The 12,168-nt window shown below is 71.9% G+C and carries 9 protein-coding genes and 1 rRNA gene; 5 read left to right on the top strand and 5 right to left on the bottom strand.

The features are described from left to right. Window positions 1–59: 59 nt before the first annotated feature. The 4 genes from ACFVYL_RS05490 to mtnA are packed head-to-tail and all read right to left on the bottom strand — an operon-like array spanning window position 60 to window position 6,020. Complete coding sequence (locus ACFVYL_RS05490) at window positions 60–1,937, bottom strand: LpqB family beta-propeller domain-containing protein (RefSeq protein ID WP_389713035.1); 1,878 nt, start codon at window positions 1,935–1,937, stop codon at window positions 60–62. After that, a complete protein-coding gene (gene mtrB, locus ACFVYL_RS05485; RefSeq protein ID WP_389713034.1) occupies window positions 1,927–4,167 on the bottom strand; it encodes an MtrAB system histidine kinase MtrB in 2,241 nt (746 codons plus the stop codon). The genes ACFVYL_RS05490 and mtrB overlap by 11 nt, the downstream gene beginning before the upstream one ends. Window position 4,168: 1 nt before the next feature. Beyond that, window positions 4,169–4,858: a two-component system response regulator MtrA gene (gene mtrA, locus ACFVYL_RS05480; RefSeq protein ID WP_189176211.1), complete on the bottom strand. Its 690-nt coding sequence runs from the start codon at window positions 4,856–4,858 to the stop codon at window positions 4,169–4,171. Window positions 4,859–4,862: 4 nt separating this feature from the next. Next, on the bottom strand, window positions 4,863–6,020 hold the full coding sequence (mtnA, locus tag ACFVYL_RS05475) for an S-methyl-5-thioribose-1-phosphate isomerase (protein ID WP_389713032.1): 1,158 nt from the start codon (window positions 6,018–6,020) through the stop codon (window positions 4,863–4,865). Window positions 6,021–6,160: 140 nt separating this feature from the next. Here mtnA and ACFVYL_RS05470 point away from each other — a divergent pair, with 140 nt between their 5' ends. From ACFVYL_RS05470 to ACFVYL_RS05450, 5 genes are read left to right on the top strand one after another with little or no spacing between them, the layout of a single operon-like run. Beyond that, window positions 6,161–7,498 carry a glycerophosphoryl diester phosphodiesterase membrane domain-containing protein gene (locus ACFVYL_RS05470; RefSeq protein WP_389713030.1) on the top strand — a complete coding sequence of 446 codons (1,338 nt, stop codon included), beginning with the start codon at window positions 6,161–6,163 and terminating at the stop codon, window positions 7,496–7,498. A 16-nt stretch (window positions 7,499–7,514) separates the two neighbouring features. Beyond that, on the top strand, window positions 7,515–8,228 hold the full coding sequence (locus ACFVYL_RS05465; RefSeq protein ID WP_389713029.1) for a DUF4129 domain-containing protein: 714 nt from the start codon (window positions 7,515–7,517) through the stop codon (window positions 8,226–8,228). Beyond that, window positions 8,225–9,487, top strand: a complete 1,263-nt coding sequence (locus ACFVYL_RS05460; RefSeq protein ID WP_389713027.1) for a DUF4350 domain-containing protein — start codon at window positions 8,225–8,227, stop codon at window positions 9,485–9,487. Before ACFVYL_RS05465 ends, ACFVYL_RS05460 begins: the two co-directional genes overlap by 4 nt. Then, window positions 9,487–10,476 (top strand): AAA family ATPase, encoded by a 990-nt coding sequence (locus ACFVYL_RS05455; protein ID WP_389713491.1) that lies wholly within the window; start codon window positions 9,487–9,489, stop codon window positions 10,474–10,476. The genes ACFVYL_RS05460 and ACFVYL_RS05455 overlap by 1 nt, the downstream gene beginning before the upstream one ends. Beyond that, window positions 10,476–11,786 carry a DUF58 domain-containing protein gene (locus tag ACFVYL_RS05450; RefSeq protein ID WP_389713026.1) on the top strand — a complete coding sequence of 437 codons (1,311 nt, stop codon included), beginning with the start codon at window positions 10,476–10,478 and terminating at the stop codon, window positions 11,784–11,786. Before ACFVYL_RS05455 ends, ACFVYL_RS05450 begins: the two co-directional genes overlap by 1 nt. 111 nt (window positions 11,787–11,897) lie before the next feature. On the opposite strand, the gene rrf is transcribed toward ACFVYL_RS05450, so the two are convergent. Further along, a 5S ribosomal RNA gene (gene rrf, locus ACFVYL_RS05445) occupies window positions 11,898–12,014 on the bottom strand. Between the last annotated feature and the right edge of the window lie 154 nt (window positions 12,015–12,168).

Here is a 12,168-nt window from a genome sequence, read left to right as displayed (position 1 = left end):
AACCACCTGTGGACAACTCCCGGCCGTACTCCCCCACGCAGGCCCCCCGCACAGCCCCCTCACCCCGGATAGACCGGAGCCATCCCTTCCTTCACCACCGTCTGCCACTGCGACCCCGTCGGCAGCCGAACGATCCCGTCGTCCGAGTGCGCCACCAGCGGCTGCCGCTCGTCATCGGACGCCGCGATCTCCTCGACGCCCGTCAGGCCGGGCAGCGCCGTGCCCGGCAGCACCGAGCCGTCGCTCTGGACGTACCGGATCTGCTGCACCCCGCCGGTCTCCCGTCCGACCACCACGAGGCGGCTTCCACCGGCCCACGACATCGCCGTGACCTCTTCCATCTGCGGCGCCACGGGGGTGGGGTCGAGGACCGAGATGTCGGGCCGCTCCCCCTTGCCCGCGCTCCGCTCGGCCCGGCCGATCCACAGGGACTTCTTGTCGCCCTTCTTCACGAGCAGGGCGATGCGCACGCCGTCGCCCGACACCCGCACCTCCTGGACACGGCCGTCCAGAGCGGGGATCTCGACCTCGACCGGTTTGCCCTTGCCCTCCTCGAGCCAGAGCAGGCGCGGCCGCTTCGGGTCACGGTCGGCCACCCACAGATTGCCCCGGCCGTCCCAACTGGGCGTGGAGAGGCGGTTCTCCTCCGACTTGGCCTTGCTGTGCAGATGCGCCTTGCCGAGCGGGTCGTCCGAGAGCAGCGACCCCGTGTACAGCGACTTGCCGTCGAGCGACACCCCGGCCGCCCGCTGTTCGTCGCGCGAGACCGCCGCCGAACGCAGCGGCTGGTCGCCGGTGCCGAGGGCGCCCGTCACCGGTTCCGGATCCACCGCACTCCCTGCGTTGGCCGACATCCGGACCAGCCGTCGCTTCTCGTCGATGAAGTACTGGTAGTCGGGGCGGTCCGCGCTGCGGTGCGCCGCGACGGTCTCCGCCCGGTCCTGGCTCAGGACACAGAGCATCGAACCGTTGGAACGCTGCAACGTCACCTGCTCGACCCCCGAAGGCGACAAGTCCTGCAGGGTGAAGAGCAGTTGCGCCGCCATCTCCTTGCACTTGGTCTGCCCGGCGTCGTCGGACCGGCTGTTCAGCTGCACGGTCAGCCTGTTCTGGTCGTCCAGAGTCAGCGGCTTGTCGGGGTCCTTGAGCGCCGTACCGCTCGGGAAGCTCGAATTCACCACGAGGCCGAGCCAGTTGGTCGGCCCCTCAAGGAGGGTCTTCACCGTCTCCGTCAGCGGTTCGATGCGCTGGCGGATGTAGACGGGGTCGGCGACGAGCCCCGTCCGGCCGCTCACGCCCGCCCCCGCGGGCCCGGCGAAGTAGTACTTGTTGACGGGCCGGTAGATCCGCTGGAAATCCGATTCGCCGAGCACCACACCCGTCGGCGGCTTGTCGATGCGCCACTCGTTCCCGCCCGGGCCGCCCTCCTGGCTGAGGTGCACGGACTGGCTGTACGTCGCGTCCTCGGGGCGGTACGCGTGCTGCTCGTCCACCCTCGCGACCTGCCGGCCGGTCAGTGAGTAGCGCCGGCTGCCCTCGGCGTCGTTCCCCGCGTTGCCCGCGTCCGTGTTCGGGCCGTCCGCGAGCACCGTCGTGGACCGCTCGGGGTGCCACGCGCGCGAGGCCTTCTTGGTCAGATACTTGCGCGCCATCGCGAACTGCGGATCATCGCTGGTCAGCGCCTCCAGGAAGCCCTGAACGATCTCCACGGGACGGGCGCCCTCGCGCGGCGGCATCGCGTAGACCCGGACCTGGGACTGCGAGTCCGGGCGCTGCGAGGCGTCGACGGACTTCAGATTCCCGCTGTCGGGCATCGAGGCGCACCCGGCCAGGAGCACTCCACAGCTGCCCAGCAGCAGTCCGCCGCGCAGCGCACGCCCGCGGCTCGCATGCCTGCGGCCCGCACGGCGGCCGCGCCCGGCACGGTCAGCGACCACGAGTGCTCTCCTCTTCCCTGTCCGAACCCGCATCCCTGCCCGAACCCGCATCCCTGTCCGAACCCGCATCCCTGTCCAGACCCGCTTCCCGGTCCGAACCCGCACCGGACTCCGGCGGCTGCGTACGTGTGTGCGTACGAGGATCCGGCGCTCCGGCGCTGCCAGCGCTCGCCCCGCCCCGCCCGGCACCACGCGCCTCGCCGTCCGGCTCCACGTCACCCGCCGGCTCACCGCCCGTCGGCTCCTCGCCGTCCAGCGGCCTGCGCGGCACGACCCGCGACCCGCTGCCGGGCAGCGCCGTCGGATCCACCGGACCGGTCTGCGGGAGCCGCGACGGCAGGGGCCCCCTCGCCGGTACGGGCGGCGACGCGCTCTCGGAATCCGCCGCGGCCGCCTGCGCGGGAACCGTGGCCAGCTTGTTCGCGCCCCCGAGAGGCAGTCCCGCGTCGTTCAGCCCGCGGTGCCGCCGCGAGTCGTCCGGCTCCAGCGGTATCGGTGAGCCCCGCAGCGGCTCGTCCGCCGTCCTCGGCAACGTCAGCCTGAACTGCGAACCTCCGCCCGGCTCGCCCCATGCCTGCAGCCAGCCGCCGTGCAGCCGCGCGTCCTCCAGGGCGATGGAGAGGCCGAGCCCCGTACCACCGGTGGTACGCGCGCGTGCCGGGTCCGCCCGCCAGAAGCGGCTGAACACCCGGGTCGCCTCGCCGGGCTTGAGGCCCACTCCGTAGTCCCGTACCGCCACGGCGACCGCACCGCCCGCGGCGGCGAGCCGCACCACGACGTCCTTGCCCTCGCCGTGCTCCACGGCGTTGACGACGAGGTTGCGCAGTACCCGCTCCACCCGGCGGGCGTCGGCCTCGGCGACCACGGGCTGCTGGTCCCCGACGACCCGTATGTGCGTGCCCTTGCGCTCGGCGAGCATCTCGGCGCCGCCGACGACCCTGCGTACGACCTCCCGGAGGTCTATCGCCTCCGCCTCCAGAGCGGCCGCCCCCGCGTCGAACCGGCTGATCTCAAGGAGATCGGCGAGCAGCGACTCGAACCGGTCCAGCTGGTCGGCGAGCAATTCGGCCGACCGCGCGGTCACCGGATCGAAGTCCACCCGCGCTTCATGAATGACATCGGCGGCCATCCGCACCGTCGTCAGCGGCGTACGCAGCTCGTGCGAGACGTCCGACACGAACCGCCGCTGCATCCGCGACAGCTCCTCCAGCTGCTGGATCTTCAGCTGCAGGTTCTGCGCCATCTTGTTGAAGGCCTCACCGAGCCGGGCGATGTCGTCCTCACCGGTGACCTTCATACGTTCCTGAAGGCGCCCGGCGGAGAGCCGCTCGGCGATGCCCGCGGCCATCCGGACGGGCGTGACGACCTGGCGCACCACGAGCCAGGCGATGGCACCGAGGAGCACCACGACGAAGAGCCCGGCGGTCGCGAGGGTCGTCCTGACGAGGTTCAGCGACTCCTCCTCCTGCGTCAGCGGGAAGAGGTAGTACAGCTGGTACGGGTCGCCGTTGAGGTCGTTCAGCCGCTTGCCGATCACCAGACCGGACTGCGGCGCACGGCGGTCGTCGTAGATGATGCGCGTATTGGCCTGGTAGACACCCGTGCCGTTGTCGACCTGGCGGCGCAGCTCCTCGGGCACGCTGACGATCGGCTCGACGCCGCCCGAGGCCCGCGAACCCCGCACGCTTCCGGCGTCGCCCGCGGAGGTGGGACTCAGCGTCACGACGGTGAAGGCGTTCTGCCCACCGCTGGAGAGCTGCTCGACGAGGTCGGACATCCACACGGCGGCATTGCGCCCGTCGGCCGTGCTCCCGTCCTGGCCCGGCCCCTGACCGGCGCTCTGCCGCGCGGCGCTGACACTGTCCTGCGCGGCCCTGAAGCCACCGTCGGCCTGGCTCTGCGAGGCCTTCACCTTGGCCTTGAGCAGGCCGTTGTTCACCGAACTCATGACGGCGAAGCCGAGCATGAGCACCACGCCGAGCGACATCAGCAGGGTCGTGGCGACGACCTTCAGCTGGATGTTGCGCCGCCACAGCCGCACCGCGGGCAGCAGCGGACGGCGCACCCAGCGCACGAAGAGCCGCAGCACGGGGCTCCCCTGAACCCCGCCCTGCAGCAGCAGCCCGCCGTCGGCGAGCCGCCCGAACCGGGACGCCCCCCGCGCCGGTCCAGTCCGCCCCGAGCGATCCCTCTGACTCCCGGGCGCCGGGGAAGAACTGTCCCGGGACATGTCAGCTCGGTCCGGCCTTGTAACCGACACCACGGACGGTCACCACGATCTCCGGCCGCTCCGGGTCACGCTCGACCTTGGACCGCAGCCGCTGGACGTGCACGTTCACCAGACGGGTGTCCGCCGCGTGCCGATAGCCCCAGACCTGCTCGAGCAGCACCTCACGCGTGAACACCTGCCACGGCTTGCGCGCCAGCGCGACCAGCAGGTCGAACTCCAGCGGCGTCAGCGCGATCGACTGCCCGTCCCGCTTGACGGAGTGCCCGGCCACGTCGATGACCAGGTCACCTATGGCCAGCTGCTCCGGCGCGGGCTCCTCCGACCTCCGCAGCCGCGCCCGGATCCGGGCCACGAGCTCCTTCGGCTTGAACGGTTTGACGATGTAGTCGTCCGCCCCCGACTCCAGACCGACCACCACATCCACGGTGTCGCTCTTCGCCGTGAGCATGACGATCGGCACTCCGGACTCCGCCCTGATCAGACGGCACACCTCGATCCCGTCACGGCCCGGCAGCATCAAATCGAGCAGCACAAGATCAGGCTTGGCCTCCCGGAAAGCGGCCAGCGCCTTGTCGCCATCAGCTACGAACGACGGCTCAAAACCTTCACCACGCAGCACAATCCCGAGCATCTCGGCCAGTGCGGTGTCGTCGTCGACGACAAGGACTCGTCCCTTCATGCCTGACATCATCCCATTAGCTAATCGTTACCTGGCGTGACCTGGCACACAGCTCGGCAAGGCCCTCTGCTGTCACAGGTGACAGAACGCCCTCTTCCGTGACGATCGCCGTCACCAACTCGGGCGGCGTCACGTCGAATGCGGGGTTGTACGCCTGGGTCCCGAGGGGTGCCACCGGTATACCGCCTCCCGCTTCCATCCCGGCCACCGGCACATACGGTGCCGTGACCTCCGTCACTTCATGGCTGCCTCGCTGCTCGACCTCGATGGCCGCTCCGTCCGGCGTCTTCGGGTCCACGGTGGTCACCGGCGCCACCACGATGAACGGCACATGGTGATACCGCGCCAGCACAGCGAGCGGATAGCTCCCCACCTTGTTCGCCACCGAACCGTCGGCCGCGATGCGGTCGGCCCCGATCAGCACGGCATCCACCTCCCCCGCCGCGAACAGCGAACCCGCCGCGTTGTCCGTAAGCAAGGTGTACGCCATCCCGCTCCGCGCCGCCTCATACGCGGTGAGCCTGGCCCCCTGCAACAGCGGCCTCGTCTCGTCCACCCACAGCCTGCGCAGACTCCCCTCCCGGTGCGCCTTGAGCGCCACCGCGAACGCCGTGCCCTCCCCTCCGGAGACCAGTGCCCCCGTATTGCAGTGCGTCAGGATCCGGTGCCCGCCGCCGGGCAACAGCTCGTCGAGCAGCGCCAGGCCGTGGGCCGCCATCCGGCCGCTGGCCTCGGCGTCCTCGGCATGCAGCGCCCGCGCCGCGTCGAGCGCGGCACCGGCCGCCGTCCGGGCGTCGGCACCGTCCACGGCCGCCGTGCGATACGCGGCCTGGGCCCGTCGTGCGCCGTACGCGAGATTGACCGCGGTGGGCCGCGCCCCCGCCAGGGAGTCCGCCGCCGCGTCCACGTCGAAGCCGCGGGCGGCGGCGAGCGCGACGCCGTACGCCCCCGCGATGCCCAGCAGCGGTGCCCCTCGCACCGCGAGCGTCCTGATCGCCTCCACGAGAGCCGGTGCGTCGGTGCACACCAGCTCGATCTCCTCGCCCGGCAGCCTGGTCTGGTCGAGCAGGACGACCACAGGGCCCTCGGGCGGGTCGTCCCATCGGATCGCGGGAACCGTCGGGATCCCGGTCGGCCGGTTGTCCTCGCTGGATTGCGCGTACTGATCAGCCATCCGACCAGTCTGCCCCGTACCCGGCGGACAATTGAAGGTGTACAGCCGCTACGGCGCCCGGTCACCTCGCGGGCACACCGTGACACGATGGCTGTCAACCTGCCGCCGCGCCCGCGGACGGGCACCTTGAAGGAGCGACGATGAACGACACTCCGGGCTGGGCCTCGCCCGGATCCGCCCCCTCCGACGGACAGGACTCCGGCAAGCCGGACGCCGACGGGCCCGCGGACGCCGGCCGGCAGGACGGCCCGCCCAAGTGGTCCAAGGAGCAGCCACCGCCCGCCCAGTGGTCCCCGCCCAGCACCCCCGGCCCGGGGTCGACACCGCCTCCGCCGCCCCCGCCGCCCGGCCAGGGCGGCGGCCAAGGCGGCGGCTGGGGCTGGGGCGACCGGCCGCCGGGCGGCCCGGGCGGTCCCGGTGGCGGCGGCCCCGGCGCTCCAGGAGGCCCCGGGGGCTACCGCGGCTGGGGCGCCTGGCAGGGACCGCCGCCCGCGGCCAAGCCCGGCGTCATCCCGCTCCGCCCGCTCGGCGTCGGTGAGATCCTCGACGGCGCGGTGTCGACCATGCGCGCCCACTGGCGCACGGTCCTCGGCATCTCGCTGACCGTCGCCGTGCTCACGGAGATCGTCGTCGTCCTCCTCCAGGGACTCGTCCTCAACGAGTCCGTCGACACCGAAGCCCTCGACGACCCGAGCGCGACCGTCGGGGAACTGACCCGCGCCATGGGCGACACGATGCTGAGCTCCGGAGTGGTCCTCGTGATCACCCTGCTCGGCACGATCGTCGCGACCGCCCTCCTCACCATGGTCACCAGCCGCGCCGTGCTCGGTAAGCCGGTGACCGCCACGGAGGCCTGGCGGGACTCCCGCCCCCAGCTCGCCAAGCTGTTCGGTCTGACCCTGCTCATTCCGCTCATCGGCGCCGCGATCGTCTTCGTCGGCATCCTGCCCGGCCTGCTGATCGCGCTGGCAGGCCCCTCCGACGCGGGCGCGACCCTCGCCGTACTCGGCGGCCTCGCCGCGACCGTCGCCGCCCTCTGGATCGTGGTCCGCCTCTCGCTCGCCTCCCCGGCGCTCATGCTGGAGAAGCAGGGCATCAAGAAGTCCCTGACCCGCTCCGCCAAGCTGGTCCGCGGCTCCTGGTGGCGGGTCTTCGGCATCCAGCTGCTCGCCGCGATCATCGCCAACGTCGTGGCGTCGATCATCGTCATTCCGTTCACCTTCATCGCCGGGGCGGTCAGCGGCGACGGCGTCACCGGCTTCCTCGACAGCACCGGGGAACTGGGCTGGACCTTCCTGATCGTCAGCGGCGTCGGCTCGGTCATCGGCTCCATGCTGACGTTCCCGATCACGGCCGGAGTCACCGTGCTCCTCTACATCGACCAGCGCATCCGCCGCGAGGCCCTCGACCTCGAACTCGCCCGCGCCGCCGGCCTCCCCGGCCACACCCCCACCGCGCCCGGCTCCGCGGGGAGTTGATGCGGTGACCGCGGCGGTGGCAGTACTCAGGGGGCTCGGAGCCGCACCGCTCCTGCCGCACACCGGCGACGACCCACCGGTGACGATCCCGCGCGACCCCGCGCGGGAGGCCGCCGAACGCGAACTGTCCAGGCCGATGTACCACGAGAACGACCCCAGCCTCTTCCAGCGGGCCCTGAACCGCTTCTGGGGCTGGGTCGACGACCTGTTCTCCGCCGCCTCGGGGGCCACCCCGGGCGGCGCGCTCGGGCTCGTGGTCATCGTCCTTGCCGTCGTGCTCGTGCTGGGCGCCCTCTGGTGGCGCCTGGGCACCCCGCACCGCGCCGCCGCCTCCTCCCCCGCTCTCTTCGACGACCGCCCCCGCAGCGCCGCCGAACACCGCGCGGCCGCCGAGGCACACGCGGCCCAGGGCCACTGGAACCAAGCCCTCCAGGAACGCATGCGCGCCGTCGTCCGCGCCCTGGAGGAACGCGCGCTCCTCGACCCCCGCCCCGGCCGCACCGCCGACGAAGCCGCGGCGGAGGCGGGCCGCACCCTCCCCTCGCACACCGACCGACTCCGCGCCGCCGCCCACGCGTTCGACGACGTGACGTACGGCGGTCGCACCGCGGACGAGGCCGCGTACCTCCGCCTGGCCGAGCTCGACCACGACCTGCAGCGCACCAAGCCGGTCCTGACCAGCACCGCCCACACCACGCCGAGCAACAGCTCCCAGGGAGACGCCGAATGACCGGCCCCAGCCCTGCCACGGAGCCGCCCGGGCCCGCCACACCCCCCACCGCCACGGGACGGCCCGACGCCCCGCCCCCGGCGCCCTCGACGTCGATCACCCCCACGCCCCGTCAGCTCTGGACCCGCTCCCGAGGCATCGTCCTGGCCGTGGTCGTCCTCCTCGTAGCAGCCGTCGTCATCGCCGCCGTCCGCTCCAGCGCCCAGCACGGCCGCCTCGACCCGCGATCCGCCGACAGCCGGGGGAGCCGAGCCCTCGCCGAACTCCTCGCCGACCGAGGCGTGTCCACCCGCGTGGTCACCAGCACCGCCGAGGCCCGGTCCGCGGCCCGCCCCGACACGACCCTCCTCGTGGCCGGCCCGGACCTGCTCACCAAAGGCCAGCGCTCCCGTCTCCACTCCGCCACCGCGGAATCCGGCGGCCGCACCGTCCTCGTCGCTCCGGGCACCCCCTCGATCGAGGACCTCGCCCCCGGAGTCACCGCGGACCCCACGACCAGCGCCGACTCCACGCTTTCCCCCAGCTGCGCCCTCCCCGCGGCACGCCGCGCAGGCAGCGCCGACATGGGCGGCATCCGCTACGAAACCCTCGCTCCGGACGCCGAGGCCTGCTACCTCAGCGACGGACTCCCCAGCCTTCTCCATCTCCCCGCCCCTCGCACAAAGGGCGACACCGTCGTCCTCGGCGCCCCGGACATCCTCTACAACGACCGTCTCGACGAGCAGGGCAACGCCTCTCTCGCCCTCCAACTCCTCGGCTCCCGCCCCCACTTGGTCTGGTACCTCCCCTCGCTCTCCGACGACCGGGCCGCCACCGACTCCGAGCCCCGCGGCTTCCTCGACCTGATCCCCTCCGGCTGGCTCTGGGGCACCCTGCAACTCACCGTCGCCGCCGCACTCGCCGCCCTGTGGCGCGCCCGCCGCCTCGGCCCCCTCGTCGCCGAACGCCTCCCCGTGGCCATCCGCGCCTCCGAAACCGTCGAAGGCCGTGCCCGCCTCTACCGCAAGGCGAACGCCCGCGACCGCGCGGCCGCAGCTCTACGCACGGCAAGCCGCACCCGCCTCGCCCCCCTCCTCGGCGTCTCCCCCGCTCAGGCACACACACCCGAGACCTTGCTCCCCGCCCTCACCGCCCGGCTCCGCACCCCCGGCCAGGACCCACACCCCCTTCTCTTCGGGCCGCCTCCCACCGACGACGCGGCACTCATCGCCCTCGCCGACCAACTCGACACCCTCGAAAGAGAGGTACGTCACTCATGATGGACCCGACCACTGACAACGCCGGGCCCACCGGAGATCCCCGCAGCTCACGCGCTTCCCTCGAAGCCCTGCGCGCCGAGATCTCCAAGGCCGTGGTCGGCCAGGACCCCGCCGTCACCGGCCTCGTCGTCGCGCTCCTGTGCCGCGGCCACGTCCTCCTCGAAGGCGTCCCCGGCGTCGCGAAGACCCTGCTCGTACGCGCCCTCGCCGCATCTCTCGAACTCGACACCAAGCGCGTCCAGTTCACCCCTGACCTGATGCCGAGCGACATCACGGGCTCCCTCGTCTACGACGCCCGCACCACCGAGTTCTCCTTCCAGCCCGGCCCGGTCTTCACGAACCTCCTCCTGGCCGACGAGATCAACCGGACCCCGCCCAAGACCCAGTCCTCGCTCCTCGAAGCGATGGAGGAACGCCAGGTCACCGTCGACGGCACCCCGCGCCCGCTCCCCGAGCCCTTCCTCGTCGCCGCCACGCAGAACCCCGTCGAGTACGAGGGGACGTACCCCCTCCCCGAAGCCCAGCTCGACCGCTTCCTGCTCAAACTGACGGTCCCGCTCCCCTCCCGCGAGGACGAGATCAACGTGCTCACCCGGCACGCGGAAGGCTTCAACCCGCGCGACCTGCGCGCCGCCGGCGTGCGCCCCGTGGCCGGCCCCGCAGACCTCGAAGCCGCCAGGGCCGCCGTCGCCAAGACCTCCATCTCCCCCGAGATCACCGCGTACGTGGTGGACCTGTGCCGCGCCACCCGCGACTCCCCGTCCCTCACCCTCGGGGTCTCCCCCCGAGGCGCCACGGCCCTGCTCTCCACGGCCCGCGCCTGGGCCTGGCTCACCGGCCGCGACTACGTCATCCCCGACGACGTCAAAGCCCTGGCCCTGCCCACCCTCCGCCACCGGATCCAACTCCGCCCGGAGGCCGAGATGGAGGGCGTCACCGCCGACTCCGTCATCAACGCGATCCTCGCCCACGTCCCGGTCCCCCGCTGATGGCACTCACCGGCCGCACCGCCCTCCTGGCAGCCCTCGGCACACTCCCCGTGGGCCTCTGGGACCCCAGCTGGACCGGCATCCTCGCCGTCAACACCCCACTGGCCCTGGCCTGCGCCTGCGACTTCGCCCTGGCCGCCCCCGTACGCCGCCTCGGCCTGACCCGCACCGGTGACACCACGGTCCGCCTGGGCGAGACCGCCGACGTCGAGCTCACGGTCACCAACTCCTCCGGCCGCCCCCTGCGCGCGGAGCTCCGCGACGCCTGGCCCCCGAGCAGCTGGCAGCCCGGCACCGAAGTCGCCGCGTCCCGCCACCGCCCGACCGTCCCGGCCGGCGAGCGCCGCCGCCTCACGACCCGCCTGCACCCCACGCGCCGGGGCGACCACCAGGCCGACCGCGTGACCATCCGCTCGTACGGCCCCCTGGGCCTCTTCACCCGCCAGGGCAGCCACAAAGTCCCCTGGACCCTGCGCGTCCTGCCGCCCTTCGCCAGCCGGAAGCACCTGCCCTCCAAGCTGGCCCGCCTCCGTGAACTCGACGGCCGAACCAGCGTGCTCACGCGAGGCCAGGGCACCGAGTTCGACAGCCTCCGCGACTACGTTCCCGGGGACGACACCCGCTCCATCGACTGGCGAGCCACCGCCCGCCAGTCCAGCGTCGCGGTCCGCACCTGGCGTCCGGAACGCGACCGACACATCCTTCTGGTGCTCGACACCGGCCGCACCTCGGCGGGCCGCGTGGGCGACGCCCCGCGCCTCGACGCCTCCATGGACGCGGCTCTGCTCCTCGCCGCCCTCGCTTCCCGCGCCGGCGACCGCGTGGACCTGCTCGCCTACGACCGTCGAGTACGTGCCCTGGTCCAGGGCCGATCAGCAGGCGACGTCCTCCCCTCCGTGGTCAACGCGCTGGCCACGGTGGAGCCGGAACTCGTCGAAACAGACGCCAGGGGCCTTACCTCCACGGCCCTGCGGACCGCCCCGCGCAGTTCCCTGATCGTCCTCCTCACCAGCCTCGACGCGGCCCCCATCGAGGAGGGCCTGCTCCCCGTACTTTCCCGTCTCACCCAGCGCCACAAGGTCTTGATCGCATCGGTGGCCGACCCCCACATCGAGAAAATGGCGGCCTCCCGCGGAACCACAGAAGCGGTTTACGACGCCGCGGCAGCCGCACAAGCTCAATCGGAACGCCACCGCACAGCGGAACAACTCAGGCGCCGAGGCGTCACCGTCGTGGACGCCACCCCGCATGACCTCGCACCTGCTCTGGCGGACGCATACCTGTCCCTCAAGGCTGCCGGCCGCCTCTGAGATTCACCTCAGTTGAGAGCCCGATAAGGCCGGAGCAGGAGAACAACACAAGCCCGTAAACGCAGAAAACCCCCGCACCAATGGTGCGGGGGTTTCCCATCTCTAAAAATAGTTCGGCGGCGTCCTACTCTCCCACAGGGTCCCCCCTGCAGTACCATCGGCGCTGTGAGGCTTAGCTTCCGGGTTCGGAATGTAACCGGGCGTTTCCCTCACGCTATGACCACCGAAACACTATGAAACTGTCAACCGCACCACACCCGGTGGCCCCGGGCATGGGGTTGTTCGTGGTTTCAGAACCAACACAGTGGACGCGAGCAACTGAGGACAAGCCCTCGGCCTATTAGTACCAGTCACCTCCACCCGTTACCGGGCTTCCAGATCT

The organism is Streptomyces sp. NPDC058308, from assembly GCF_042880275.1.
Taxonomy (GTDB): Bacteria; Actinomycetota; Actinomycetes; order Streptomycetales; family Streptomycetaceae; genus Streptomyces.
This window is presented reverse-complemented; position numbering and strand designations above follow the sequence as displayed.

Coding starts and splice junctions, on each gene's coding strand:
- mtrB (WP_389713034.1), bottom strand. CDS start 4,167: ATGTCCCGGGACAGTTCTTCCCCGGCGCCCGGGAGTCAGAGGGATCGC.
- mtrA (WP_189176211.1), bottom strand. CDS start 4,858: ATGATGTCAGGCATGAAGGGACGAGTCCTTGTCGTCGACGACGACACC.
- mtnA (WP_389713032.1), bottom strand. CDS start 6,020: ATGGCTGATCAGTACGCGCAATCCAGCGAGGACAACCGGCCGACCGGG.
- ACFVYL_RS05470 (WP_389713030.1), top strand. CDS start 6,161: ATGAACGACACTCCGGGCTGGGCCTCGCCCGGATCCGCCCCCTCCGAC.
- ACFVYL_RS05460 (WP_389713027.1), top strand. CDS start 8,225: ATGACCGGCCCCAGCCCTGCCACGGAGCCGCCCGGGCCCGCCACACCC.
- ACFVYL_RS05455 (WP_389713491.1), top strand. CDS start 9,487: ATGGACCCGACCACTGACAACGCCGGGCCCACCGGAGATCCCCGCAGC.
- ACFVYL_RS05450 (WP_389713026.1), top strand. CDS start 10,476: ATGGCACTCACCGGCCGCACCGCCCTCCTGGCAGCCCTCGGCACACTC.